Annotated in this window: 20 protein-coding genes; 9 read left to right on the plus strand and 11 right to left on the minus strand. The window is 72.7% G+C overall.

What is annotated here, in order from left to right; all coding sequences use genetic code 11:
* Positions 1-525: 525 nt before the first annotated feature.
* The 4 genes from ACIRR8_RS17305 to ACIRR8_RS17320 form a co-directional block, all read right to left on the minus strand.
* The gene (locus tag ACIRR8_RS17305; protein WP_404064964.1) at positions 526-1,236 is read right to left on the minus strand and encodes an imidazolonepropionase-like domain-containing protein; all 711 of its coding nucleotides are present in this window, start codon (positions 1,234-1,236) and stop codon (positions 526-528) included.
* Between the two features lie 7 nt (positions 1,237-1,243).
* Positions 1,244-2,443: a cyclic dehypoxanthinyl futalosine synthase gene (mqnC, locus tag ACIRR8_RS17310; RefSeq protein ID WP_387923231.1), complete on the minus strand. Its 1,200-nt coding sequence runs from the start codon at positions 2,441-2,443 to the stop codon at positions 1,244-1,246.
* 71 nt (positions 2,444-2,514) lie between these two features.
* A complete protein-coding gene (locus ACIRR8_RS17315; RefSeq protein WP_404064967.1) occupies positions 2,515-4,392 on the minus strand; it encodes a serine/threonine-protein kinase in 1,878 nt (625 codons plus the stop codon).
* A 226-nt stretch (positions 4,393-4,618) separates the two neighbouring features.
* A complete protein-coding gene (locus ACIRR8_RS17320; protein ID WP_404064970.1) occupies positions 4,619-5,512 on the minus strand; it encodes a menaquinone biosynthetic enzyme MqnA/MqnD family protein in 894 nt (297 codons plus the stop codon).
* Positions 5,513-5,911: 399 nt separating this feature from the next.
* Here ACIRR8_RS17320 and ACIRR8_RS17325 point away from each other — a divergent pair, with 399 nt between their 5' ends.
* Positions 5,912-6,115, plus strand: coding sequence for a cold-shock protein (locus ACIRR8_RS17325; RefSeq protein WP_003967102.1), 204 nt, complete (start codon positions 5,912-5,914; stop codon positions 6,113-6,115).
* 199 nt (positions 6,116-6,314) lie between these two features.
* Here the strand turns inward: ACIRR8_RS17325 and ACIRR8_RS17330 are convergent, their stop codons facing one another.
* Positions 6,315-7,535: an amidohydrolase family protein gene (locus ACIRR8_RS17330; protein WP_404064972.1), complete on the minus strand. Its 1,221-nt coding sequence runs from the start codon at positions 7,533-7,535 to the stop codon at positions 6,315-6,317.
* A 359-nt stretch (positions 7,536-7,894) separates the two neighbouring features.
* On the opposite strand from ACIRR8_RS17330, the gene ACIRR8_RS17335 reads away from it, so the two are divergent.
* Together ACIRR8_RS17335 and ACIRR8_RS17340 are read left to right on the plus strand one after the other, a co-directional pair.
* On the plus strand, positions 7,895-10,849 hold the full coding sequence (locus ACIRR8_RS17335; RefSeq protein ID WP_404064975.1) for an AfsR/SARP family transcriptional regulator: 2,955 nt from the start codon (positions 7,895-7,897) through the stop codon (positions 10,847-10,849).
* A 205-nt stretch (positions 10,850-11,054) separates the two neighbouring features.
* Positions 11,055-11,228, plus strand: a complete 174-nt coding sequence (locus tag ACIRR8_RS17340) for a hypothetical protein (RefSeq protein ID WP_404064978.1) — start codon at positions 11,055-11,057, stop codon at positions 11,226-11,228.
* 177 nt (positions 11,229-11,405) lie between these two features.
* Here ACIRR8_RS17340 and ACIRR8_RS17345 read toward each other — a convergent pair whose 3' ends face one another.
* The gene (locus ACIRR8_RS17345; protein ID WP_404064980.1) at positions 11,406-12,977 is read right to left on the minus strand and encodes a FadD3 family acyl-CoA ligase; all 1,572 of its coding nucleotides are present in this window, start codon (positions 12,975-12,977) and stop codon (positions 11,406-11,408) included.
* Positions 12,978-13,083: 106 nt separating this feature from the next.
* Between ACIRR8_RS17345 and ACIRR8_RS17350 the strand changes: the two genes are divergently transcribed.
* From ACIRR8_RS17350 to ACIRR8_RS17360, 3 genes are read left to right on the plus strand one after another with little or no spacing between them, the layout of a single operon-like run.
* On the plus strand, positions 13,084-14,232 hold the full coding sequence (locus ACIRR8_RS17350) for a lipid-transfer protein (protein WP_404064983.1): 1,149 nt from the start codon (positions 13,084-13,086) through the stop codon (positions 14,230-14,232).
* A 4-nt stretch (positions 14,233-14,236) separates the two neighbouring features.
* Positions 14,237-14,692 (plus strand): Zn-ribbon domain-containing OB-fold protein, encoded by a 456-nt coding sequence (locus tag ACIRR8_RS17355; RefSeq protein WP_404064985.1) that lies wholly within the window; start codon positions 14,237-14,239, stop codon positions 14,690-14,692.
* Positions 14,693-14,695: 3 nt separating this feature from the next.
* Positions 14,696-15,478 (plus strand): enoyl-CoA hydratase/isomerase family protein, encoded by a 783-nt coding sequence (locus ACIRR8_RS17360; RefSeq protein ID WP_404064988.1) that lies wholly within the window; start codon positions 14,696-14,698, stop codon positions 15,476-15,478.
* Between the two features lie 33 nt (positions 15,479-15,511).
* Here the strand turns inward: ACIRR8_RS17360 and ACIRR8_RS17365 are convergent, their stop codons facing one another.
* Complete coding sequence (locus ACIRR8_RS17365) at positions 15,512-16,042, minus strand: FxLYD domain-containing protein (RefSeq protein ID WP_404064991.1); 531 nt, start codon at positions 16,040-16,042, stop codon at positions 15,512-15,514.
* 243 nt (positions 16,043-16,285) lie between these two features.
* On the opposite strand from ACIRR8_RS17365, the gene ACIRR8_RS17370 reads away from it, so the two are divergent.
* The gene (locus tag ACIRR8_RS17370; protein WP_404064994.1) at positions 16,286-16,933 is read left to right on the plus strand and encodes a hypothetical protein; all 648 of its coding nucleotides are present in this window, start codon (positions 16,286-16,288) and stop codon (positions 16,931-16,933) included.
* Between the two features lie 112 nt (positions 16,934-17,045).
* On the opposite strand, the gene ACIRR8_RS17375 is transcribed toward ACIRR8_RS17370, so the two are convergent.
* Together ACIRR8_RS17375 and ACIRR8_RS17380 are read right to left on the minus strand one after the other, a co-directional pair.
* On the minus strand, positions 17,046-19,457 hold the full coding sequence (locus ACIRR8_RS17375; RefSeq protein ID WP_404064997.1) for a serine/threonine-protein kinase: 2,412 nt from the start codon (positions 19,455-19,457) through the stop codon (positions 17,046-17,048).
* Between the two features lie 230 nt (positions 19,458-19,687).
* Positions 19,688-20,497, minus strand: coding sequence for a VOC family protein (locus ACIRR8_RS17380; protein WP_404065000.1), 810 nt, complete (start codon positions 20,495-20,497; stop codon positions 19,688-19,690).
* 365 nt (positions 20,498-20,862) lie between these two features.
* Here ACIRR8_RS17380 and ACIRR8_RS17385 point away from each other — a divergent pair, with 365 nt between their 5' ends.
* Positions 20,863-21,510, plus strand: a complete 648-nt coding sequence (locus ACIRR8_RS17385) for a TetR family transcriptional regulator (protein ID WP_356070481.1) — start codon at positions 20,863-20,865, stop codon at positions 21,508-21,510.
* 160 nt (positions 21,511-21,670) lie between these two features.
* On the opposite strand, the gene ACIRR8_RS17390 is transcribed toward ACIRR8_RS17385, so the two are convergent.
* Together ACIRR8_RS17390 and ACIRR8_RS17395 are read right to left on the minus strand one after the other, a co-directional pair.
* Positions 21,671-22,156, minus strand: a complete 486-nt coding sequence (locus tag ACIRR8_RS17390) for a nitroreductase family deazaflavin-dependent oxidoreductase (RefSeq protein ID WP_404065004.1) — start codon at positions 22,154-22,156, stop codon at positions 21,671-21,673.
* Entirely contained in the window at positions 22,153-23,382 is a 1,230-nt protein-coding gene (locus ACIRR8_RS17395) for an acyl-CoA dehydrogenase family protein (protein WP_404065008.1), read from the minus strand. Before ACIRR8_RS17395 ends, ACIRR8_RS17390 begins: the two co-directional genes overlap by 4 nt.
* Before the next feature lie 164 nt (positions 23,383-23,546).
* Here ACIRR8_RS17395 and ACIRR8_RS17400 point away from each other — a divergent pair, with 164 nt between their 5' ends.
* Positions 23,547-24,770 (plus strand): thiolase C-terminal domain-containing protein, encoded by a 1,224-nt coding sequence (locus ACIRR8_RS17400; protein ID WP_404065010.1) that lies wholly within the window; start codon positions 23,547-23,549, stop codon positions 24,768-24,770.
* Positions 24,771-24,829: the final 59 nt, after the last annotated feature.

The raw sequence follows: 24,829 nt of genomic DNA on the forward strand, positions 1-24,829 counted from the left end.
GCAGACCAACGGGCTTGGCGACAAGCCGGGCGCGGGTGACCGCCGGGAGGCAAGGAGAGTGGGCCCGCCGAAAGGCCGGCCGACGGGTGTGCACACAGGAGGGGAGCGAGCGCGAGAACGTCAGCGCGTCACCATGTCAACGTGTCAGGGCATCACTGAGGATGCCGCGAGCAGGGCTTCAACAACAGGAAGCGCTGGACACACGGCAGAGATCGATGTGGAGGCACTCCACCAGAAAACGATCGACTGTCACGGCAGTTGTTCTAGCACAGGCGCTCCGCGCTCCACCAGGTTCGTACCGCGGAGTGAGACGTTCCGTCCCACCGGCCGGGCTCGCGAAGCGGCCCCGGACACCGGTGTGCTGTAAGGAGCTTGCCCGCGATGATGCAGCAGATCGACGGGCGGAAGGGGTGCGTGGCCAACGCCTGGCCGTACGACGCCAGGGGGCGCTGTCCGGGCGGGCCGAAGGTGCCGTAAGCCCTCATGGCCCCTCGTGACCCCTCGCGGCCCTTGTACGGAAGCGGCTCAGCGGGCGCGGTGCACGAGCCGCCCCGCGAGCACCGTCGCCACGCAGCGCCGAGCCCCGCCCGCGCGCAGCGCCGCCTCGTCGGCCACGTCGAAGACGGCGAGGTCCGCGCGGCCGCCCACGGTCAGCGGGCCGTGGGCGGTGGCGGCCAGGTCACCGCCGGCCGCGAAGGGATCCAGGTCCGGCAGGCCGTCTCCCGGCCGCCCTGGGCCCTGGACCGGCCGTCCTTGGATCTGGACCGGATGCCCCGGGCTCTGGACCGGCTGCCCTGGGGTCTGCACGAGCCCGGACCGGGCGAGCGCCGTCCGCAGCGCCGGATCCTCCGCCCCGAACGGCCCCACCACCTGCGTGGTCCCGTGCCGCAGCATCCGCTGGAGTCCGCGCCGTACGCTGCCCGCCCGCCGGGCCGCGTCCATCGTCGCCGCGAGCCGCTCGAACTCCTCGCCGCACAGCGGCAGTTCGCCCAGCTCGTCGGCCTCGCGCGGGTCCGGGTGGTAGCAACGGGTGAGCAGCTCGCGGGCCCGGTCCTGGCGGAGTCCGGGCGTGAGGAGGCCGGGCCAGCGGCGGATCCGGGCCGCCGGGTGCGCGGCGACGACCTCCTCGTACGGGCCGATGGCGGCGATCCGGTCGCCGTCCACGGCCACCGCGCCCTCCACAACGGCCGCCGCGCCGACCGGAAGGACCAGCGGCGCGGCGTGAATCGTCAGCATGGATAGGTCAGTTGGCGTTGAGGAGCTTCAGCTCCGGGTGGGCCGTGCCGCCCGCGATCGCGGTGGAGGAGATGTGCGAGACCACGCGCTCGTCGACCGGGTCGTTCGCCGGGTCGTCGTGCACGACGAGGTGCTCGTACGTGGTGGCGCGCTGGGCGGGGACCCGGTCCGCCTTGCGGATCAGGTCGATGATCTCCAGCCGGTTGGACCGGTGCTTGGCGCCGGCCGAGGAGACCACGTTCTCCTCCAGCATGATCGAGCCGAGGTCGTCGGCGCCGTAGTGCAGCGACAGCTGGCCGACCTCCTTGCCGGTGGTCAGCCAGGAGCCCTGGATATGGGCCACGTTGTCGAGGAAGAGCCGGGCGATGGAGATCATCCGCAGGTACTCGAAGAGCGTGGCCTGCGTGCGGCCCTTCAGCTTGTTGTTCTCCGGCTGGTAGGTGTACGGGATGAAGGCGCGGAAGCCGCCCGTACGGTCCTGGACGTCCCGGATCATCCGCAGGTGCTCGATCCGCTCGGCGTTGGTCTCGCCGGTGCCCATCAGCATGGTGGAGGTCGACTCGACGCCGAGGCCGTGGGCGATCTCCATGATCTCCAGCCACCGCTCACCGGACTCCTTGAGCGGCGCGATGGCGGTACGCGGCCGGGCGGGCAGCAGCTCGGCGCCCGCGCCGGCGAAGGAGTCGAGGCCGGCGGCGTGGATCCGGCTGATGGCCTCCTCGGCGGAGACCTTGGAGATCCGGGCCATGTGCTCGATCTCGGAGGCACCGAGGGAGTGGATCACCAGCTGCGGGAACGCCTTCTTGATCGCGGAGAAGTGCTCCTCGTAGTACTCGACGCCGAAGTCCGGGTGGTGGCCGCCCTGGAACATGATCTGGGTGCCGCCCAGCTCGACGGTCTCCGCGCAGCGGCGCAGGATGTCCTCGATGTCCCGGGTCCAGCCCTTGGCCTTGTCCTTCGGCGGCGCGTAGAAGGCGCAGAACTTGCAGGCCGTCACACAGACGTTGGTGTAGTTGATGTTGCGCTCGATGATGTACGTCGCGATGTGCTCCGTACCGGCGTAACGGCGACGGCGCACGGCGTCGGCGGCCGCGCCCAGCGCGTGCAGCGGCGCCGAGCGGTAGAGGTCCAGCGCCTCCTCCGGAGTGATCCGACCGCCCTCGGCGGCTCGGTCGAGGACGGGCTGGAGATCGGCCTTCTCGGTCACCGGGCTGTCACCTTTCGGCGGTTTTTTGAGGATCCTCGGACCGATCCAGCGTACGCCAGCCCCTTGCGCCGTCAGCCGCCGGACCGGGTGAGGTCGCCGTACGGCAGGCCCGCGCCGCGCTCCTCCGAGCGGTAGCCGAGCGTTCCGTCGTCGGCGAGGCGGAAGACCAGGTCGGCCTCGGTGGTGGTGCACAGGCCCGGGGTGCTGGGGCGCTCCGGGTCGGTGCGCTCGCGGACCTTGAGCTCGCGTGCGGTGCCGGAGGTGAGGGTGCCGACGCTGTTGCAGGTGACGGTGACGCCGAGCTGGGAGATCGTGGTGGACATCCGGACGACCTGGGTGCCCTTCCTCCCCTCGGTGAAGGCCGCGGTGAGCGTGCCGTGCGGCTGACCGGTCGTCTTCTCGGTGAGCGGGCCCTCCCAGGTGCCGACGAACGCCTCCGGCAGCTCGCTCACGGCGGGCTCCTCCCCGCCGGCGGAGCCGGATGTGGCCGGGGCCGGGTCCTGGGAGGCCTTGGCGGTGGCGGACGGCGACGGGGTGCCGGCCGCGGAGTCGCTTCCCTTGCGCCCGTCCGCGTCCCCGCCCGGGAAGAAGCCGTCGAGCAGGCCCGAGCCGAGAGCGACGACCACGAACGAGCCGGCCACGGCCAGCGCCACGGTGCAGCTCACCCGGCGGCTCCGGCGCGCGCCGGAGCCGGTACCCGCGCCGGTGCCCGCGCCCGTGCTCGTCCGCGCGTCGGCGCTGACGGTGACGGAGAACCGGGGGTCGTGCGGCCGCTGCCCGGGAAGCCCGACGCTGGGCGGCACGCCGGGCGGGGGCGGGGTGTCGGGTGCTTGGACGAGCGGCGGACCGAAGACTCCCAGGAGGCCGGATCCTGTGGAGCTGTCGGGGCCGGTACGAGGGTCGGAGCCCGATCCCGTACGAGGGTCAGCGCCCGGTCCCGTACGGGAATCGCGGCCCGGGCCCTCGTGCGGGTCCGCGCCCGGTCCACCGCCGAACCCCGCCCCCAGCGACGCGCTGCTGAACGGCACCGGGCCCGAGCCCGTCGGCGCGTCCTGCGGTTCCAGGTCCAGCAGCGCCACCGCCGACCGGCTGACCTCGCCCACCAGCCGGCCCGGCAGCCACCCCGCCGCCACCATCGCCGCCGCCCCGTCCGGCGCCAGCGTGCGGGCGAGGTCGGCCGGGGCGGGCCGCGCGTCCGGGTCCTTGGCCAGACACCCGGCGACCACCTCGCGCAGCTCGCCCTCCAGGTCGCCCAGCTCCGGCTCCTCGTGGACCACCTTGTAGAGGAGTACGGCGGAGGAGTCGCCGGAGAAGGGGGCCGCGCCGGTCGCCGCGTACGCCAGGACCGCGCCCAGCGAGAACACGTCCGCCGCACCGGAGACGTCCCGGCCGCGGATCTGCTCGGGCGCCATGTAGCCGGGTGAGCCGACGGAGACACCGGTGGAGGTGAGCGAGACCGTGGCGCCGAGGGCCCGGGCGATGCCGAAGTCGATGAGGCGGGGGCCGTCCAGGGCCAGCAGCACGTTGGAGGGCTTCACATCGCGGTGGACGATGCCCTGGCCGTGGACGACGTGGAGGGCCTCGGCGAGACCGGCGCCCAGGGTGCGTACCGCGTGCTCCGGCAGCGGCCCGTGCTCGGTGATCGCCTGGGAGAGCGGCGGCCCGGCGACGTAACCGGTGGCGACCCAGGGCACCGGAGCGTCCGGGTCCGCGTCCAGGACGGGGGCGGTCCACTGCGCGCCGATGCGCCGCGCGGACTCCACCTCGCGCCGGAACCGGGCGCGGAACTGCTCGTCGAGCGCGAAGTGCGGGTGGACCACCTTGACCGCGACCGTGCGCCCGCCGGCACTGCGCCCGAGGTAGACCCGGCCCATGCCGCCCGCGCCGAGCCTGCCGAGCAGCCGGTAGGCACCGATGGTGTGCGGTTCGCCCGCTTCCAGCGGCTGCATATGCGCTCCCCCTGAGAACCGTGTGGCTGGGAGTCCTGCGGTCGGTCCGGACTCGGACCGAAGCCTAGGGGGCGCCACCGGCGCGGTCACCGGGAAACGGCTGGACCATTCCCCCTGTCTCCGGGCAGGAGGGGATGATTTCGCCCCGGGAAAAGGCGCGAATGCGTTGTTCGGCAGCCCCTCCCCCAATTGCCCTGCCCCGGAACCGGAAAGGGAATTCGCCCTTTCAGCCGCCGAGCAGCTCCACGCGTACATCCGCCGGGTACCCGGTGTCCGCGCCGGTCCGGCGGGCGAACTCGCGGACGCCGGCCAGCTGGTCCGGGCCGAAGCGGAAGTCCAGGGTCGTGAAGTACCGCTCCAGCACCTCCGCGTCGAAGGCCTCCCAGCGCGCCGCCTGCTCCGCGACCTTGGCGACCTCCTCCAGCGAGAGGTCCCGGGAGGCGAGGAACGCCTCGTGCACCTTGGCCGCCGTCTCGGGGTGCGCGGCCAGGAAGTCCTTGCGGGCCGCCCAGACGGCGAAGACGAACGGCAGCCCCGTCCACTCCTTCCACATCTGGCCCAGGTCGTGGACCTGGAGCCCGAGGCGCGGCGCGTCGTGCAGGTTGGCGCGCAGCGCCGCGTCGCCGATCAGGACGGCCGCGTCCGCCTCCTGCATCATCAGCCCGAGGTCGGGCGGGCAGGTGTAGTAGTCGGGCCGGACCCCGTAGCGCTCGGCGAGCAGCAGCTGCGCCAGGCGTACGGAGGTGCGCGAGGTCGAGCCGAGCGCGACCCGGGCCCGGTCGAGCTGCTCCAGCGGGAGCTGCGAGACGATCACGCAGGACATGACCGGCCCGTCGCAGCCGACCGCGATGTCCGGGAAGGCCACCAGGTCGTCGGCGTTGCGCAGGTACTCCACGAGGGTGACCGGCCCGATGTCCAGGTCACCCCGGACCAGCTGCTCGCTGAGCCGCTCCGGGGTGTCCTTCGAGAGCTCCAGGTCGAGCAGGGTTCCCGTACGCGCCAGGCCCCAGTAGAGCGGCAGGCAGTTCAGGAACTGGATGTGGCCGACGCGGGGCCGGCTACGACGGTCGTCGCCCTCACTGGCCGAGGCTTCGCTGGCTGAGACGGTTGAATTGTCCACATCGCGAGGCTAGACCCGCCGCCGACGGCGAGCACCACCGGGGCGTCCCGGGCGGACGGGCAGGGCACCTCCGGGCGGACGGCCGGGACGTCTCCGGGCGTACCGCCGAAGCGCCTCCAGGCGGTTCGCCGAGGCCTCCCCGGGCGTACCGCGGAGGCGCCTTTGAGGGCCGGGGCCGAAGGCCTGCGATGCCGCTCGACGGGCCGATCAAACGTCCGGGTGAAGTGATCTTTCCCTCTACCGCTCTCCGGAGACCGCGTGCTAGGCTCGCCCGCAAGTTGCAGTTTGGTTTCCCTTGCAGTACAGAGCCTGCGGAGCATGTAACCCGCAGGCTTTTGTAGTTTTCAGACTTGTTTGCAGGTTCTGGAGCAGGGCAACCCTTTGGCCCAAGGAGGGCTTATGGCTACCGGAACCGTCAAGTGGTTCAACGCTGAAAAGGGCTTCGGCTTCATCGCCCAGGACGGCGGCGGCCCGGATGTCTTCGTTCACTACTCCGCGATCAACGCGTCCGGGTTCCGCTCCCTCGAGGAGAACCAGGTCGTGAACTTCGACGTCACTCAGGGACCCAAGGGTCCGCAGGCTGAGAACGTCACCCCGGCCTAGTTGCCCGGGTCGGCCGATCGCGGCCGCACATAGCAGCACCCAAGGAGCCCCGCTCCCCCGTCTCGGCGGAGGAACGGGGCTCCTGCCTGTATACGGTCCATGATCCGCGCCCGGCGGCCGCTTGACCTTCACCCCGTGTGAAGGCGTGGGGTGGGACCGCCGGTACGGGGAGGAGCACCCCTCCCCGCACCCACAGCCTCTACGGCCCCGCCCAGAGCCCGTCCTCCGTCAGCCCCAGCAGCTCGATCGCGTTGCCGCGCACGATCCGGTCCACGACGTCCGGCGCCAGGTGGCCCATCTGCGCCTCGCCGACCTCGCGGGACTTGGGCCAGGTGGAGTCGGAGTGCGGGTAGTCCGTCTCGTACAGGACGTTTCCCACCCCGATCGCGTCCAGGTTCTTCAGGCCGAAGGCGTCGTCGAAGAAGCAGCCGTAGACGTGGTCCGCGAAGAGTTCGGACGGCGGGCGGTGGACCTTGTCGGCGACGCCGCCCCAGGCGCGGTTCTCCTCCCAGACGACGTCGGCGCGTTCCAGGATGTACGGGATCCAGCCGATCTGGCCCTCCGCGTACATGATCTTGAGGTTCGGGAAGCGCTCGAACTTGCCGCTCATCAGCCAGTCGACCATCGAGAAGCAGCAGTTGGCGAAGGTGATGGTGGAGCCGACGGCGGGCGGGGCGTCGGCGGAGGTGGACGGCATCTTCGACGAGGAGCCGATGTGCATGGCGATGACGGTCCCGGTCTCGTCGCAGGCGGCGAGAAACGGATCCCACTCGTCCGTATGTATGGACGGAAGTCCGAGATGGGGAGGTATCTCGGAGAAAGCCACCGCGCGCACGCCCCGCGCCGCGTTGCGCCGGACCTCGGCGGCGGCCAGCTCCGCGTCCCAGAGCGGGACGAGGGTGAGCGGGATGAGGCGGCCGTGCGCCTCGGGGCCGCACCACTCCTCCACCATCCAGTCGTTGTACGCGCGCACCCCGAGCAGCCCCAGCTCGCGGTCGTTCGCCTCGGTGAACGTCTGGCCGCAGAAGCGCGGGAAGGTCGGGAAGCAGAGCGCGGACTGGACGTGGTTGACGTCCATGTCGGCGAGGCGGTCCGGGACCGAGAAGGAGCCGGGACGCATCTGCTCGTAGGTGATGATCTCCAGCTTGATCTCGTCCCTGGCATAGCCGACGGCGGTGTCCAGGCGGGTGAGCGGCCGGTGCAGGTCCTCGTAGACCCACCAGTCGCCCACCGGCCCGTCGTCGCCCTTCGCGCCCATCACGGGCGCGAACTTTCCGCCCATGAAGGTCATTTCCTTCAGCGGTGCGCGGACGATGCGCGGGCCGGAGTCCGCGTACCTGGACGGGAGCCGGTCCCGCCAGACATGAGCGGGCTCCACCGTGTGGTCGTCCACCGAGATGATCTTCGGGAAGGTCTCCATGCGTTCCACGGTAGCGCTGATCTGACGAACCGTCAGCTAGCGTGCACGGAGGCGTGCACGGAAGCGGCGGCGGAAGCCGGCACGGATGGGGCACGGCCTCGGTTCCCGAATCGTTGTCGAGGGCTTGTGCAGAGCGTCACCCACTGCTGACGCGCCCGCCCGCGACAAGGCAGACTGTTGAGCGCGATACCAGCGGTACCGAGCAATCCGGAGGCACACCGCACGTCGACGGACTCGCGGGCGGACCGACGCGCAGGCGGACCGACGCGCGGTGACGGGCGGGACATACGGAGACGGGCACCACCGGCAGGACCCGCTGACGAGGCCGGGCCGGCAGGCGAGCAGGACAGGGGGCATCAATGGACCGTGACCGCGGGCCACGCGTGCGCGTACCGGAGCAGCGCGCTCCGGAACAACCGGGGGCCGCCGACTCCCTCAGGTTCACCGTCCTGGGCCCCGTACGGGCGTGGCGCGGCGCCGAGGCGCTCCCTTCCGGCTCACCGCAGCAGCGCGCGCTGCTCGCCGCTCTCCTCCTGCGCGAGGGCCGGACGGCCACGGCGAACGAGCTGATCGACGCGTTCTGGGGCGAGGACCCGCCCTCGCAGGCGAAGGCCACGATCCGCACGTACGCCTCACGGCTCCGCAAGATCCTGGGCCAGGAGACCCTGGTCAGCGAATCCGGCGGGTACGCGCTCCGGACCGGGCGCGGGGCGCTCGACCTCACGCTGGCGCAGGATCTGGCGGTCGAGGCGGAGAAGGCGCGCGCCGGCGGGAACCGGCTCCAGGCGCGCACGCTGATCAACAAGGTGCTGGGCCTGTGGGACGGCGAGGCGCTGGCGTCCGTACCGGGGCCGTACGCGGAGAACCAGCGCACCCGGCTGGAGGAGTGGCGTCTCCAGCTCACCGAGGCGCGGCTCGACCTGGACCTGGAGGTGGGCAGCCATGCGGAGGCCGTCTCCGAGCTGACCGCGCTCACCGCGGCCCACCCGCTGCGCGAACGGCTGCGCGAGCTGCTGATGGTGGCGCTGTACCGCAGCGGCCGGCAGGCGGAGGCGCTGGCGGTGTACGCGGACACCCGGCGGCTCCTCGCCGAGGAGCTGGGTGTCGACCCGCGCCCCGAGCTGGCCCAGCTCCAGCAGCGGATCCTGCGGGCCGACGAGGAGCTGGCCCGTCCTGCGGACGAACCGGCGTCGGTGCCCGCGCCGTTGAAGCCCGCGCAACTTCCGGCGACCGTGCCCGACTTCACCGGCCGGGACTCCTTCGTGCGGGATCTCGGCGCGCAGCTCGCCACCGCAGAGGGGTCGGTGATGGCGGTCTCCGCGCTGGCCGGGATCGGCGGTGTCGGCAAGACGACGCTCGCCGTCCACGTGGCGCACCAGGCCCGCCCGCACTTCCCGGACGGACAGCTCTACGTCGACCTCCAGGGCGCGGGCGCGCGGGCGGCCGAGCCGGAGACGGTGCTCGGCTCGTTCCTGCGGGCGCTCGGCACGGCGGACTCGGCGATCCCGGACACGCTGGACGAGCGGGCCGCGCTCTTCCGCTCGACGCTGGACGGCCGCCGGGTCCTGGTCCTCCTCGACAACGCCCACGACGCGGCCCAGATCCGCCCGCTGCTGCCCGGGACGCCGGGGTGCGCGGCGCTGGTGACGAGCCGGGTGCGGATGGTCGACCTGGCCGGGGCGCATCTGGTGGACCTGGATGTGATGTCGCCGGACGAGGCGCTCCAGCTCTTCACCCGGATCGTCGGCGCGGAACGGGTCGGCGCGGAGCGGGAGGCGGCGTTGGACGTGGTCGCCGCCTGCGGTTTCCTCCCCCTCGCCATCCGCATCGCCGCCTCCCGGCTGGCCGCCCGCCGAACCTGGACGGTCTCCGTCCTCGCCGCCAAGCTGGCGGACGAGCGCCGCCGGCTGGACGAGCTCCAGGCGGGCGACCTCGCGGTCAAGGCCACCTTCGAACTCGGCTACGGCCAGCTGGAACCGGCCCAGGCCCGCGCCTTCCGCCTGCTCGGCCTCGCGGACGGCCCGGACATCTCGCTGGCCGCCGCGGCCGCGTTGCTCAACCTGGAGCCGCACACGGCGGAGGACCTGCTGGAGGCGCTGGTCGACACCTCGCTCCTGGAGTCGGCCGCACCGGGCCGCTACCGCTACCACGACCTCGTACGCCTCTACGCGCGTGCGTGCGCCGAGCGCGACGAACAGCCGCCGGTGGAGCGCGAGACGGCGCTCTCGCGGCTGCTGGACTTCTACCTGGCCACGGCGGCGGGGGTGTACGCGCTGGAGCGGCCGGGCGACCGGCTGGTGGACCACCTGGAGCCGGCGGACCACCCGGGCCTCACCTTCGGCGACCGGCACGCGGCGCTGGACTGGCTGTACTCGGAGGCCACGAACCTGCTCGCCTGCGTACGCCAGGTGGCCCGGCCGGCCACGCTGCGGCGCGCGGTGGACCTGCTGTACGCCGCGCTGGACCTGGGCGAGTCGGGCGCGAATGCCAAGCAGTACGAGGCGGCGGCCGTGCGGGTGCGTGAGGCGGCAAGGGGGTGCGGCGACCCCCGTTCGGAGAGCCGTGCCGTCATGTCGCTGGCCAACGCCCACCAGTTGGCCGGCCGGTTCGACCAGGCGGAGCGGGAGGCCGCGGAGGCGATGCAGCTGGCCGAGACCGCCCAGGACCTCTTGGCGGGCAGCTGGGCGGCCAACGCCCGCGGGATCATCGCGCTCTACCACAACCGCCATGAGGACGGCGAGGCCTTCCTGAACCAGGCGATCGAGGCGTTCCGCAGTGACGGAAACCTCCCGGGAGAGGCGAGCGCACTGTGCAACCTCTCCCGCATCCACCTGGCGACGGCCCGCACCGGCAGCGCCATCGCGCTGGCCCGGTCCGGCATCGACATCTACGACTCGCTCGGCCACGCCCTGCGCGGTGCGAACGGCCGCTACGCCCTCGGCATGGCCCTGACCCAGAGCGGCGAGTTCGCCGCGGCCACCGACAAGCTGACCGAGGCGCTGGAGATATTCCGGGACAGCCGTCAGCGGCTGTGGGAGGGGATGGCCCTGTTCCGGCTGGCCGAGGTCGAGATCGCCTCCGGCCGCCCCGCGAGGGCCGCCCAGTACGCCGAACTGGCCCTGACCGTGCTGCGGGGCATCGGCGGCGACTGGCGGCGGGGGAACGTCCTGACCGTGCTGGGGCGCGCCCTGGCCGGCATAGGGCAGACCCGCCGCGCCCAGGTCTGCTGGAACGAGGCGCTGAGCCTCTACGACGCCCTCGGCTCGACCGAAGCGGCGCAGGTCAGGTCGCTGCTGACGACGACGGCGTCCTGAGGGGCGGGCGCGTTCATCGTTCGTTTATCGCGCCCCGGCATGCTCAGCGCTGTCGATCCGTCGCGTCGGGGGGCAGACGGGGGCGACATCGGCCGCACCACTAGGGTGAGCGGCCCTGAGAGGCTCGTCCGGCAGTCCACGGGGGAACAGCCGGACGAGCCTCGTCAACCCACTGCGCACGTACGAAGAGAAGGAGTTGACCACCATGGCCGACACCACGAAGAAGGACCAGCTCTCCAAGCTCGGCGACCAGCACGCCACGGGTGAGCCGGCGGGTGCGGTCACCAACGGGGACCAGCACGCGACCGGCGAGCCGGCCGGGGCCACCCTGAACGGCGACCAGCACGCCACGAGCGAGCCCCTCAAGCCGAAGAAGTAGACCTTCCCGACGGGGATACGGGGGATACGGGGGGTACGTACGGGGGAGCGGCCACGGTGGCGTGGAGGGGGAGCCGTCGCGGCCGTCGTACGCAGAGGGGCCCGAGCCTGGGGAGGCTCGGGCCCCTCTGGCGGGTGCGGGGTGGGCCGGTCTCCCGCGGAAGCGGAGTCGCAGGCCCTACCTCCGCCCCCGCAGTTCCCCCTTCACCACCTTGCCGCTCGCGTTGCGCGGGAGTTCCGGGACGAACTCCACCGCCCTCGGCACCTTGAAGTTCGCCATCTCGCGGCGGGACCAGGCGATCAGGTCGTCCGCCGTCACCGTGGCGCCCCGGCGGCGGACCGCGTACGCCTTGCCGACCTCGCCGAGGCGCGGGTCGGGGACGCCGACGACCGCCACGTCGGCGATGTCCGGGTGGAGGCCGAGGAGCTGTTCGATCTCGGCCGGGTAGGCGTTGAAGCCACCCACGATGAACATGTCCTTGATCCGGTCCGTGATCCGCAGGTTGCCCGCCTCGTCCAGGACGCCCACGTCGCCGGTGCGGAGCCAGCCGTCCGGGGTGATGGTGGCGGCCGTGGTGTCGGGGTCCTCGAAGTAGCCGGTCATCACGTTGAAGCCCCGGACCTGGATCTCCCCGGGCTCTCCGGGGCCGGCCAGGACACGGACCTCGGTGCCGGGGATCGCCCGGCCGGACGTGGTGGCCACGGTCTCCGCCGGATCGCCCCGGCGGCACATGGTGACGATGCCGCTCGCCTCGGAGAGGCCGTACGCCGTGAGGACCGTGGGGATGTGGAGTTCGCCGCGCAGCCGCTCCACCAGGCGGAGCGGGACCACCGCCGCACCCGTGACCACCAGGCGCAGGGCGGTCAGGTCGTGGGCACCGCGGGCCGGGTGGTCCAGGAGGGACTGGTGGAGCGTGGGCGGGCCCGGCAGGACGGAGATGCGTTCCGCCGCGATGTTCGCCAGCACCGTGTCCACGCTGAACACCGGCTGCGGGACCATCGTGGCCCCGCGCATCAGGCAGGCGATGATCCCCGCCTTGTAGCCGAAGGTGTGGAAGAACGGATTCACGATCAGGTAGCGGTCGCCTTCGCGCAGGCCCGCCAGCTCGCTCCAGATCGCGTACGCGCGCAGCGTCTGCGCATGCGTGATCACCGCACCCTTCGGCGCGCCGGTGGTGCCCGAGGTGTAGATGATGTCGGAGGGGTCCGAGGGGCGGATGGCGTCGGCCCGTTCCCGTACGGACTCGGCCGGTACGCCCTCGCCCGCCGCCAGGAACTCCGGCCAGCTCGTGTAGTCCTCCGGGGCCGTGTCCGCCAGCACCACCACCCGCTCCAGGTCCGGCAGCCTGACCTCGGCCCGGCGCAGGGACGCCACGTACGAGGTGCCCAGGAACGTGCCGGTGACGAAGAGCAGCCTGGCCCGGCTGCGGCGCAGGATGTGCGCCGCCTCCGCGCCCTTGAACCGGGTGTTCAGCGGGACCAGCACCGCACCCGCGCTCACCGCGCCGAGCGCGGAGACGATCCAGTCCAGCGTGTTCGGCGCCCAGATCGCGACCCGGTCGCCCGGCTCCACCCCGGCGGCCATGCACGCGGCGGCGGCGCGCTCCACCCGGGCGCCGAGTCCGGCGTACGTGAGGCGGGTGCGGCCCTCGACGACCGCCTCCACCGGCCCGTACCGCCGCGCCGCCTCCCGTACCAGCCCTGGAAGGGAGTCCCACTCCTCGTCGCCCCACTCCTCGTCGTCTCGCATCACGCGCCCGCCTTCCTGCCGCCGCCGCCGCACTAGCTGACTATCCGTCAGATTAGCGGTAGCCTCTGCCGCTGTCAGCAGGCGCGGGAGTGCGGGAGGTTGGCGGATGGTGACGCTCAAGGACGCGACAGCGATAGCCGGGATCGGGCAGACGGCCTTCGCGAAACGGCTCCCGGAGTCCGAGAAGACGCTCGCCTGCCGGGCGATCCTGGCGGCCCTCGACGACGCGGGCATCGCGCCGTCGGAGGTCGACGGCTTCGCCTCGTACACGATGGAGGAGACCGACGAGGTGGAGGTCGCCAAGGCGATCGGCGCCGGTGATGTCACCTTCTTCTCCAAGGCCGGTTACGGAGGCGGTGGTTCGTGTGCCACGCTCGCCCACCTCGCCACCGCCGTCACCACCGGGCAGGCGAACGTCGGTGTCGCCTGGCGGTCGCGGAAGCGCGGGTCGGGCCCCCGGCCGTGGAAGAACACCGCCGTGCAGCTGCCGACACCCGCCCAGTGGACCCGGCCCTACGGGCTCCTCCGCCCCGCCGACGAGATCGGCATGCTGGCCCGGCGCTACATGCACGAGTACGGGGCCACCCGCGACCACCTCTTCAACGTGGCCCTCGCCTGCCGCAACCGGGCCAACCAGAATCCGGCCGCGATCATGTACGACCGTCCGCTGACCCGCGAGATGTACATGACCTCCCGATGGATCAGCGAGCCGCTCTGCCTCTTCGACAACTGCCTGGAAACGGACGGGGCGTTGGCCTGCGTCATCGTCTCCGCAGAGCGCGCCCGCGACTGCCGGCAGAAGCCGGTGTATCTGCACTCCGTCGCCCAGGGGCTGCCCGCCCAGCACCACGGAATGGTCAACTACTGGAACGGCGCCCCGCTCACCGGACCCGCCTGGACAGCGGCCCGACAGCTCTGGAAACAGGCCGACTTCGGGCCGGACGACGTCGATGTGGCGCAGATCTACGACGCGTTCACCCCGCTCGTCCCGCTCTCCCTGGAGGGCTACGGCTTCTGCGGGCGCGGCGAGGGCGGGGCGTTCACGGAGGGGGGTGCGCTGGAGACCGGGGGCCGGTTGCCGGTCAACACCGGCGGCGGCGGGCTGAGCGAGGCGTACATCCACGGGTTCAACCTCATCACCGAGGGCGTCAAACAGCTGCGCGGAACGTCCACCGCCCAGGTTCCGGACGCCGCGACCTGCCTGGTCACGGCGGGCGAGGGCGTACCGACATCGGCCGTACTGCTGAGGAGTTGAGGACATGGCCGTGAACGATTCACTGTTGCTTCCCGTCGTCGACGAGGACGGTGCGCCCTTCTGGGAGTACGCCGCCCGGGGCGAGCTGCGCGTCCAGGCCTGCGCCTCCCCCGCCTGCGGCGAACTCCGCTTCCCGCCCCGGCCGTGCTGCCCGCACTGCGGCTCCTTCGACAGCGAGTGGCGGCTGATGAGCGGGCACGGCCGGCTCTGGTCGTACGTGATCCCGCACCCGCCGCTGCTCCCCGCCTACGCCGAACAGGCGCCGTACAACGCGGTGGTGGTGGAGCTGGTGGAGGCTCCGCGCATCCGGCTGGCCGGGAACGTCGTCGCGTCCGCCGGGGCGCCGCTGAACTCGGTGGACCCGGCGCGGCTGCGGATCGGCGCGCCGGTACGGGCGGTGTTCTGCCCGGTGGGCCCAAGTGGTGTTCCCACGCTGGTCCGTTGGCTGCTGGAGCGGTGAGCGGTGGCGCTGCGCATCGAGCGGGACCCGGAGCGCGGGGTCGCGCTCGCCTGCCTGGACCGGCCGGAAAAGCTCAACGCGATCGACCTGGAGACGGCCGGGGAACTTGCCGCGCTCTGGCGGGAGTTGCGGTACGACGAATCGGTACGGGCCGTGGTTCTCACCGGGTCCGGCACCCGCGCCTTCTGCACCGGGATCGACCGGGGGGTGGAGGTCCCGCAGCCCCCGTCCCCGTACGCCGTCGATGATCCCCTCCTGCGGATCGGGCCCAAGGCGAACGACCTGTGGAAGCCGGTGGTCGCGGCGGTGGAGGGGATGGCGTGCGGCGGGGCATTCTACCTGCTGGGCGAGGCGGAGTTCATCGTCGCCTCGCGCGAGGCGACCTTCTTCGACCCGCACACGACGTACGGGATGGTCTCGGCGTACGAGGCGATCGCGATGGCCCAGCGGATGCCGTTCGGGGAGGTCGCCCGGATGGCCCTGATGGGTACGGCGGAACGGGTCGGCGCCGCGCGGGCGTACGCGATCGGGCTGGTCAGCGAGGTGACGGAGCCGGGCGGCGCGGTGGCGGCGGCGCTGCGGGCGGCGGCGGTGATCGCCGGGTACCCGACGGAGGCGGTGCAGGGCACGGTGCGGGCGGTGTGGTCGGCGAAGGAGGCCGCCCGTACGCAGGCGATGGCCCAGGCGCCCGCGCTGATCGCGCTGGGGAACCTGGGGCCGGAGCGGCAGGCGGAGCTGTTCGCGGGGCGGCGGGGCGGTGCGGGCGGGGAGCCGAGAGTGCGGTGAGTTCCTCCGGCGCCGGGCCCCGCACACCTTCCCTCAGAGCAGCTGCGCCGTCACCTCGCACCGCTTGACCTCGGAGACCCGGCGCGGGCTCTCCATCCGTACGGTGAGGCTGCGGACGTCGCCGGCGTCCAGGGTCGTGGTGGTCTCGGCGGTGTCGACGATGTTCCCGCGCCCGTCGTAGAACGTCACGTCGACCTCGTACGCGTGACTGCGGCTGTCGCCGGACCGGAGCTCGACGACGGACGCGGTGACCGCCTTGCGCTTGCCCTTGCGGGGCTGGGCGCAGCGGATCACGCGGACGGCGGGGCCGTCGGTGGCGGTGGGTGTCGGGGTTCCGTAGGTGGAACCGGACGATCCGGAGCCGGAGTTGTCGTCGTAGTCGTCGTCGCCGTAGTCGGTGTGGCGGTAACCGCTGTTGCCCTTCTTGGAGTTGGAGCAGCCGCCGCCCGAACTGCTGCCCTTGCTCTTGCTGCCCTTGCCGCCGCTGGTGGACGTGGAGAATCCGGTGAGCGCGAGCACCACCACGACCAGGACCGCCGCGAGCTTGATCTGTCGCCGCATCATGGATGCAGCCCCCCTTGTGTCGTTCCTCGTGTGTTGTCGTGTGCCGTCGTTTCCCGTGCTGTTCGTCCGACAGCATGCCGGACGGGTCCGACACCTAGGTCATGACCCTGTCACGGTCACGTCATGATCCGCGGGGCCGGGCATCCTCGGGGCGGCCGGCGGCGTCCGCGTGGCGGGGGTGATCGTCCCGGCGTAGCGTCGGGCGTGCGGGGGGTGTTCGCCGTACGCCGTTGGAGGCTGACGATGATCCGCACCATCCTCGGCTCACTCGTCGCGCTGGCCGGAGCGGCGTCGGCCGTGCTGAGCCCGTTCCGCGACTGGTACGGGGGCCGGACGGGGCGGGAGTACCGGGTGGAGGACCTGTTCGGAGGCATCACCGCCACGGAGTCGGGGGTGCTGGTGTCGATGCTGCTGCCGCTCCTGGGGGCGGCGGCGCTGGTGGTGCTGGGGGTGATGCTGCGGTCGCGGCTCGTCGTCGGGCTCGCGGGGCTGGTGGTGCTGGGCTTCACGGTCCTGTGGATGGTCCGCCAGGGGCAGGCGGCGGGGTCGCTGACGGTGGGCGGGGACGGGGTGGGGGTGGGGGTGGCGAACGCGGCCGCGGGTGGCGTGCTGATGCTGATCGGGGCGGTGCTGATGAAGGGGCGCCGGCGGCGGGAGCGGGTGCCGGTGGAGCCGTACGCCGCGCCGGCGGCGGATCAGGTGGACATGTGGCCGCCCACGCAGGAGCCGGGGATGTCGACGAACACGTCGCCCTGGCCGGAGCCGGAGGTGGATCCCTACACGGGGCCGGATCCCCATGCCCCCCGTACGGGGTCGTATCCGCAGGCCGCGCCGGAGCCCGGGGACCCCCGGGACCCGGTGCATCCGCCTCGGCGGCCGCCGGAGGGGTGACGGTGCCCCGTGTCGAGGGTTCCGTCCTCACACGCCGGACGGGCTGGATATGTCCGCCCGGCGGTCAAAATCAAGCCCGTCCGGCGATGGAGGACGGACCCGGAGGGACCGCTCAGGTGCGGGCCCTGTTTCCCGTGCCCGTGCCCTTCAGGGCGTCCAGCGCGTACACGCAGCGGTCCTTGCTGCACGCGTACACCACACCCGCCTGGGCCACCGGCGAGCCCGTGATCTCGCCGCCCGTCGCCAGCTTCCAGCGGAGTTGGCCGCCCGCCGCGTCCAGCGTGTACAGCACGTGGTCCGCCGAGCCGAAGTGGACCCGGCCGTCCGCCACGACCGGCGAGCCCACCACGTCGCCGCCCGCGGCGAAGCGCCACTTCGGGGTGCCGGTGACCGCGTCCAGGGTGTAGAGCGCGCTGCCGCTGCCCACGTGGACGTTGCCCACGGCGACGAGGACCGGTTCCAGGGAGGCCCGCGCCTCCGTGGCGATGCGCCAGCGGTCCTTGCCGGTCGTCGCGTCGAGCGCGTACACCGTGCCGAGGTAGTCCGCGAGGTAGACCCCGCCCCCGGTCACCGCCGGGCCCGGCGCGAAGGCGGGCGGCGAGAGGAAGACCGCCGGCGACTCGAAGTGCCACCGCACCCGGCCGGAGGAGACGTCCACGGCCAGCACCCGGGTGCCCGCCGCGATGTAGACGTAGCCGTCGGGCGCCGGCGTCACCCGGACCGGGACGCCGCCGCAGGAGGCCGCGTCGCCGATCGGGTACGACCATCTCTCCAGGCCCGTACGGGCGTCGAGCGCGCGGAGCCGGGCGTCCTGCCAGACGTAGACCGTGCCGTCGTGGATGACCGGCGCCGCCTCCGCCGTCTCGAAGTCGGTCTGGGCTCCGGTGATCTCCCACAGCTTGTCGCCGCTGGACGCCTCCCACCCCTGCACCCCGCCGCCCCGGGTCGCGGTCAGCACCGTGCCCCGGTCGGCCTTGAGCGCGTACACCCAGGCGTCGGTCCGGAGCCGCCACTGCTCGGCGCCGGACGCCGCGTCCAGCGCGTACAGGGACGGGCCGTCCGAGGCGTGGATGCGGCCGCCCTCGACGGCCATCGCCCACGCCACGTCCCGGGTCTTGAACTGGCGGCGCCCGTTGCCGACGTCCAGCGCGTGGATCTCGAAGGACGTCACGTACAGCAGGTCACCGGAGACGACCGGCGTCCCCCACACGTCGTTGGACATGCGGAAGCGCCACGGCCGCCACCGGTCCGGCGCGGCGGGCGAGGCGTCCGGGGCAGGTCCCGGAGCCGGTACGGGTGCGGTGGGCGCCGGGGACGCACCGGCGGCCGAGCCGTTCAGCCCCGCGGGCGGACGGACCCAGCCCGTCGCGGCCGCCGGATGCGCGGCGGCGGCGCCCCGGACCTCACCCAGCTTCGGCCCGGGACCGATCGGCGCCTTGGCCCCGGGCAGGTGGACGGGCCCGCTGTCGGGTGCCGGGGGCGAGGAGGAGAGCGGGGACGGCGAGCGCAGGTCGTTCCCGCCGCGCCACTCGGGTCCACGATCGGGAACGCGGTCCGGCGCACGCTCCGGGGCGCGTGGAGGCTGCGGAGGGCGCGGCGGAGGCGCGGAGGGCGCGGGCGGGGCGGTGCGGCCGCCTCCTCGGCGCCGTTCGATCATGGCCGTCGCCGGGGTCGGCAGCCAGGCCGACGCCGTACCGCTGTCGTCGCTGCCGGAGGCGAAGAGGTGCGGGGCGAGCTGGGCCTGGAGGTCGGCGGGGCTGGGCCGGCGGGTGGCGTCCGTCTGCATGCAGGAGTCGATGAGCGGCCGCAGGTCGTCCGGCAGCCCTTCCAGGTCGGGCCCCTCGCGCAGCAGCATGAACACCGTCTCGACCGGGTTGGCCCCGTGGTACGGGGCGTGGCCGGTGGCGGCGAAGACGAGGGTGGAGCCGAGCGAGAAGATGTCGCTGGCGCCGGTGACGCTGCGCGAGTCGCGGGCCTGCTCGGGCGACATGTACGCGGGCGTGCCGACGGCGACGTTCGTCATGGTCAGGCGGGTGTTGGAGACGCCCGACGCGATGCCGAAGTCGATGACGCGCGGGCCGTCCTCGACGACGAGCACGTTGGAGGGCTTCAGGTCGCGGTGGACCAGCCCGGCGCCGTGGATGGACTGGAGGGCCTCGGCGATCCCGGCGGCCAGCCACCGTACGGCCTGGGTCGGCATGGGGCCGCACTCGTTGACGATCTCTTCGAGCGAGGGCGCGGGCACATAGGCGGTGGCCAGCCACGGCACGGCGGCCCGGGGGTCGGCGTCGACCACGGCGGCGGTGTAGAAGCCGCTGACCGCGCGGGCGGCCTCGACCTCACGCGTGAAGCGGACCCGGAAGAGCTGGTCCTCGGCGAGCTCGGTCCGTACCGTCTTGATCGCCACCCGCCGGCCCGACGCCGACCGGGCGAGATAGACCAGCCCCATGCCGCCGGCCCCGAGCCGTCCCAGCACCTCGAACGGGCCGATCCGTCTCGGGTCGTGCTGCGTCAGCTGCTCCATCACGTGCCTGCCACCTCCCCGTACGGGCCTCAGGAACGAAGCCCGCGAATTACCCGCCCGATACCGCCCGGTGCGATTTCCGGCCTGCGCAGCGTCTCACCGCTGGGCACCACCTGGCGGTGCGCACCCTGATTCTTCCTGGCTCGGGCGTCGGTTGCGAACCCGGGGGCGGATGTGGGTGTCTCATGTCACTTCGGCCGATTCTCGCCCACAAAGGGTGCGCGGCGGGGTCAGGGAAGCAGTTCGCTCGGCTGGAGCACCGCGAAGAGCGCTCCCTGGTCGTCGTGGAGGACCGCCATCCGCCCGTACGGGATGTCGAAGGGCGGCGCGGAGACCCGGCCGCCGAGCTGTACGGCGAGTTCGGCGGCCGCGTCGCAGTCGGCGACGGTGAAGTAGGTGAGGAAGTAGCTGGGCATCTCGGCCGGGAACGCGTCCGTGATGACGCTGCGGCCGCCGACGGCGGTGTCCGGGCCGGGTTCGCTGCCTTCGGGCGACCACATCCGGAAGTCGACCAGCGCCTCGGCGTCGCCGGAGACGTCGTTGCCCGCCTCGTCCAGGTCGGTGCCCCGGAAGCCGAAGACCTTCTCGTAGAAGGCGTCCACCGCCTCCGGCTGCCGGGTGTGGACCTCGGTCCAGCAGAAGGAGCCGGGTTCGTTCTGCTTCTCGAACCCTTCGCGCTCCTCCGGCTGCCAGAGGCCGAAGACCGCGCCGCCGGGGTCGGCCGCCTGGGCCACGATCCCGGCGAGGCCCGCCCGTACCGGGTCGGTGATGATCTGGCCGCCGTGTTCGCGGATGGCGGCGACGGTGGCCCGGATGTCGTCGGTGGCGAAGTAGACACCCCAGGCCGTCGGCATCCGCCCGTCCTTCTTGGCGGCGAGCGCGGCGACGAGCCTGCCGCCGCTCAGGGCGTCCGCGAAGGGCATGCCGTCGCCCGCGCGGAAGGTCCAGCCGAAGAGGCCGCCGTAGAAGCGCTTGCCCGCCTCCAGGTCGGAGAGCTGCACGTCCGCCCAGCACGGCGCCGAGTGCGCGAATGCGGCCATGGGGCCCGGTCCTTCCGTCGCAGTTCCCTTGCGGTGCCGTCGCAGTGACGCCCGTCACAGTCAACGTAACGTCGCGACCGGTCCGGCGCGCCCCGAACGCCGACCGAAGCGGCCCATAGGGAACATTTGATCGGATAGTGAAGACGCGATCGCCAGGTGGACGCAAGTTGTCCACCGAAGTTGTCCACAGGCTGTTGATAACACAATCGTCCGGCGGCGCCCGCGCGCCCCAGGGCCTCCGGCGCAACGGCCGAAAACATGCGCCACATACCTCCGCACACCCCCCGCACCCCGGCGTTCCTGCGGCGTTCCCCATTTGCAGTCGGCCGAATAGCGCTCCCATCGCCCCTCGGTAAGCTGACGGCATGACAGGACAAGTACGCACCGTCGACGGCCGCGTGGCCGGTCGACGCGGTCAGGCGACGCGGCAGAAGCTGCTCGACTGCCTCAGCGAGATGCTCAGCTCCTCGCCGTACCGGGACGTCAAAGTCATCGACGTCGCCCGGAAGGCCGGGACTTCACCCGCGACTTTCTACCAGTACTTCCCCGATGTGGAGGGCGCCGTCCTCGAAATCGCCGAGGAGGTCGCCAAGGAGGGCGCCGGACTGACCGAACTGGTCGCCGGACGCCCGTGGGTCGGCAAGGCCGGCTGGCAGACGGCCGAGGAACTCGTCGAAGGGTTCCTCGACTTCTGGCGCCGCAACGACGCGATCCTCCGCGTGATCGACCTCGGCGCGGCCGAAGGGGACAAGCGGTTCTACAAGATCCGCATGAAGATCCTGAACTCGGTCACCAACTCCCTCACCGATTCGGTGAAGGAGCTCCAGGCCAAGGGCAAGGTCGACAAGGACGTCAGCGCCGCGGCGATGGCGGGCTCGCTGGTCGCGATGCTCGCGGCGGTCGCCTCGCACCAGAAGGGGTTCACCACCTGGGGCGTGAAGCAGGCCGAACTGCGCCCGAACCTGGCCCTGTTGGTGCACCTGGGCATCACCGGCAAGAAGCCCACCAAGTAGCACGCCAAGTAGCCCGTCGGTACGCCTCGCCCGTACGCCCTGTCGGTACGTCCCGTCGGCACGTCCTGTCTCACCGACGGCGGACCACCCCGCACCCTGCCGGTGGTCCGCCGTCGGTGTTCCCGGACACCACGGCAGGACGGGCCCGGTGAACGGCGAACTACCGCCGCTCCAGCCGGAAGAGCCGGATCTCCCGGTCCACCCGCGCCTGGTACGCCGCGTACGGCGGCCAGAACCCCAGCGCCACCCGCCACACCTCCTCCCGCTCCGCCCCTTCCAGCAGCCGCGCCCGCACCGGGATGGACCGGCCGCGCCAGCTGATGACGGCCTCGTCCGGGCGGGCCAGCAGATTCGCGGTCCAGGCCGGATGACCGGTCCGGCCGAAATTGCTGCCGACGAGGATCCAGGTGCTCTCGGACTCCCCCTCCGGCATACAGGCCAGCGGGGTCACCCGGAGCCGCCCGCTCCGCGCCCCCGGCACCGTCAGGACGAGACCCGGCAGCATCCGGGCGCTCGGCAGCACCCTGCCCCGGGTGAGCCGGTGGACGGTGCGGTCCATGACGGGGACGACATGCGGGGCGATCCGGGCGAAGGCGCGGGTCGAGGAGACTTTCTGGATCAGCCGGGCGCCACGGGTGCCGGTCATCGGACGGCCACCCCGTGCGCAAGCCCCTCCGGCGCCCCGTGAGCAAGCCCCTCCGGCGTGACGTCCCCGAACAGCCCGGCCCGCCCCGCCGCATGGTCACGCAGCCGGTGTACGGGCCCGAAGAGCAGTTCGTCACCCGCCGCCCGCTTCACGTACAGATGCGCCTCGTGCTCCCAGGTGAAGCCGATACCGCCGTGCAGCTGTACGGCCTCACCGGCCACGATCCGGGCCGCCTCCAGCGCCTGGGCCAGCGCGAGCGGGCCCGCCGCCGGGTCCCGGGCGGCGTGGTAAGCGGCGGAGCGGGCCGCCTCCACCCGTACGTACAGGTCGGCGAGGCGGTGTTTGACCGCCTGGAACGACCCGATCGCCCGGCCGAACTGCTCGCGCTCCTTCGCGTACGCCACGGTCCGCTCCAGCGCGCCCGCCGCCGCGCCGACCGCCTCGGCGGCGAGCACGGCGGCGGCGGTCCGCCCGGTGGCGGCGAGCGCAGCGCAGACGTCGTCGGCCGCCTCGTCCTCCCCCAGAAGCTCGGCCGGGGTGTCGCGCAGCTCGACCCGGGCGAGGGGCCGAGTCTCGTCCATGGAGGTCAGGCGGGTACGGGTGAGCCCGTCGGACGGGGTCCGCACCAAGAAGAGGAGCGTCCGGCTCCGCGGATAGCCGCCGGTGTGGGCGGCGACGAGGAGGAGCCCGGCGCTGTGCCCGTCGAGGACCCGTTCGGCCTCACCGTAGAGCCGCCAGCCGCCACCACTGAAGCGGGCCTGGACGCCACCGGCCCGTCCGCCGCCCGCCCAGTGGCCGGCACGGTTGTCGGCGGTGAGGCCGAGAGCGGTGGCCATCGACCCACCGGGGACGGCGAGTGCGGCGGTGAGGGTCCCGTCGGCGGTCCGGGGCAGCAGGCCGGCGCGCTGTGCCGGGGTGCCGAGGGCGGTGATCAGGGGTGCGGCGAGTACGGCGGTGGCCAGGAGCGGGGAGGGCAGCAGGGCGCGGCCGGTCTCCTCACAGGCGAGGGCGAGCTCGGTGGCGGTGCAGCCGGTACCGCCGTACTCCTCGGGCAGCGCGAGCCCCGGCAGCCCGAGCTCCTGGGCGAGCCGGCGCCACAGGGCCGGGTCGTGGCCCTCGGCGGTACGGACGGCGGCGCGGACCTCGCCGGGTCCGCCGTGCCGGGCGAGCAGGTCGCGCAGGGTGCGGCGGATCTCGTCCTGTTCCGCGGTTAAGGCGGCGTCCATCGTCGGGCTCCTCCCTTCAGGAACCGGAGCGGCTCCTGACCTGACGGCCCGTCATGTTAGGTGCATAGCAAGCCGATTCCCAGAGTCCCGCACGCACAAGGGTGCACGGAACCCACGCGCACGACCCGCTTGCGGGCACTCCCATCTGATGTACCGTCAGATTTATGCCTGCCTCCTCGTCCGGCCTCCCCCGCAAGGTCGCCGCCGCCCCTCGCAAAGCCGCCGCCGTCCCCCGCAAGGTCGCCGTCGTCGGCATCGCGCTCGCGGAGTGCGGACGCGTCGACGACACCACGCCGTACGCCCTGCACGCCCAGGCGGCCCGGCGCGCGCTGGCCGATTCCGGCCTGGACCGCTCGGTGGTGGACGGCTTCGCCTCCGCCGGGCTCGGGACGCTGGCGCCGGTGGAGGTCGCGGAGTATCTGGGGCTGCGGCCGACCTGGGTCGACTCGACGGCGGTGGGCGGCGCGACCTGGGAGGTGATGGCGGCCCACGCGGCGGACGCGATCGCGGCGGGCCGGGCGCGGGCGGTACTGCTGGTCTACGGGTCGACGGCCCGGGCCGACATCAAGGCGGGCCGGCGCACGTCGAACCTGTCGTTCGGCTCGCGCGGACCGCTCCAGTTCGAGGTGCCGTACGGACACACGCTGATCGCCAAGTACGCGATGGCCGCCCGCCGCCACATGCACGCGTACGGCACGACGCTGGAGCAGCTGGCCGAGGTGGCGGTGACGGCCCGGGCGAACGCGGCGGCGAACCCGGACGCGATGTTCCGGGACCCGATCACGGTGGACGATGTCCTCTCCGGCCCGATGATCGCGGACCCGTTCACCAAGCTGCACTGCTGCCTCCGGAGCGACGGAGGCTGCGCGGTGCTGCTGGCGGCGGAGGAGTACGTACCGGACACGGCGAAGGCGCCGGTGTGGATCCTGGGCACCGGAGAGTCCACCTCCCACTCCACGATGTCGGAGTGGGAGGACTTCACGGTCTCCCCGGCCGCCGTCTCGGGCCGTCTGGCCTTCGAGCGGGCCGGGGTGCGCCCCTCGGACATCGACCTGGCGGAGATCTACGACGCGTTCACGTACATGACGCTGGTGACGCTGGAGGACCTGGGCTTCTGCGCGAAGGGCGAGGGCGGCGCGTTCGTGGAGAAGGGCCGCACGGGCCTGCGCGGCGAGCTGCCGGTGAACACGGACGGCGGCGGCCTCTCCGCCTGCCATCCGGGGATGCGTGGCCTGTTCCTGCTGGTGGAGGCGGTACGTCAACTGCGCGGCGAGGCCGGGACCCGCCAGGTCCACAAGGCCGGGGGCCGCCTGCCGGAGCTGGCGGTGGCATCAGGGACGGGCGGCTGGTTCTGCTCGTCGGGGACGGTGGTGCTGGGGCGGGGGTGAGGGGGGCTTCAGGGGGCGGGGCCCGACGGACCCCCAACGGCCGGGGATCAGGCCGACCC

This window comes from Streptomyces sp. NPDC101178 (assembly GCF_044767965.1).
In the GTDB taxonomy this organism is placed as follows: Bacteria; Actinomycetota; Actinomycetes; order Streptomycetales; family Streptomycetaceae; genus Streptomyces.

Excerpts from the sequence above, each read along its gene's own strand:
- ACIRR8_RS17350 (WP_404064983.1), top strand. The coding sequence starts at position 13,084 with ATGGTGACGCTCAAGGACGCGACAGCGATAGCCGGGATCGGGCAGACG.
- ACIRR8_RS17340 (WP_404064978.1), top strand. The coding sequence starts at position 11,055 with ATGGCCGACACCACGAAGAAGGACCAGCTCTCCAAGCTCGGCGACCAG.
- ACIRR8_RS17330 (WP_404064972.1), bottom strand. The coding sequence starts at position 7,535 with ATGGAGACCTTCCCGAAGATCATCTCGGTGGACGACCACACGGTGGAG.
- ACIRR8_RS17355 (WP_404064985.1), top strand. The coding sequence starts at position 14,237 with ATGGCCGTGAACGATTCACTGTTGCTTCCCGTCGTCGACGAGGACGGT.
- ACIRR8_RS17385 (WP_356070481.1), top strand. The coding sequence starts at position 20,863 with ATGACAGGACAAGTACGCACCGTCGACGGCCGCGTGGCCGGTCGACGC.
- ACIRR8_RS17365 (WP_404064991.1), bottom strand. The coding sequence starts at position 16,042 with ATGATGCGGCGACAGATCAAGCTCGCGGCGGTCCTGGTCGTGGTGGTG.
- ACIRR8_RS17315 (WP_404064967.1), bottom strand. The coding sequence starts at position 4,392 with ATGCAGCCGCTGGAAGCGGGCGAACCGCACACCATCGGTGCCTACCGG.
- ACIRR8_RS17370 (WP_404064994.1), top strand. The coding sequence starts at position 16,286 with ATGATCCGCACCATCCTCGGCTCACTCGTCGCGCTGGCCGGAGCGGCG.
- ACIRR8_RS17390 (WP_404065004.1), bottom strand. The coding sequence starts at position 22,156 with ATGACCGGCACCCGTGGCGCCCGGCTGATCCAGAAAGTCTCCTCGACC.
- ACIRR8_RS17305 (WP_404064964.1), bottom strand. The coding sequence starts at position 1,236 with ATGCTGACGATTCACGCCGCGCCGCTGGTCCTTCCGGTCGGCGCGGCG.
- ACIRR8_RS17400 (WP_404065010.1), top strand. The coding sequence starts at position 23,547 with ATGCCTGCCTCCTCGTCCGGCCTCCCCCGCAAGGTCGCCGCCGCCCCT.
- ACIRR8_RS17380 (WP_404065000.1), bottom strand. The coding sequence starts at position 20,497 with ATGGCCGCATTCGCGCACTCGGCGCCGTGCTGGGCGGACGTGCAGCTC.
- ACIRR8_RS17335 (WP_404064975.1), top strand. The coding sequence starts at position 7,895 with ATGGACCGTGACCGCGGGCCACGCGTGCGCGTACCGGAGCAGCGCGCT.
- ACIRR8_RS17325 (WP_003967102.1), top strand. The coding sequence starts at position 5,912 with ATGGCTACCGGAACCGTCAAGTGGTTCAACGCTGAAAAGGGCTTCGGC.
- ACIRR8_RS17345 (WP_404064980.1), bottom strand. The coding sequence starts at position 12,977 with ATGCGAGACGACGAGGAGTGGGGCGACGAGGAGTGGGACTCCCTTCCA.
- ACIRR8_RS17395 (WP_404065008.1), bottom strand. The coding sequence starts at position 23,382 with ATGGACGCCGCCTTAACCGCGGAACAGGACGAGATCCGCCGCACCCTG.
- ACIRR8_RS17375 (WP_404064997.1), bottom strand. The coding sequence starts at position 19,457 with ATGGAGCAGCTGACGCAGCACGACCCGAGACGGATCGGCCCGTTCGAG.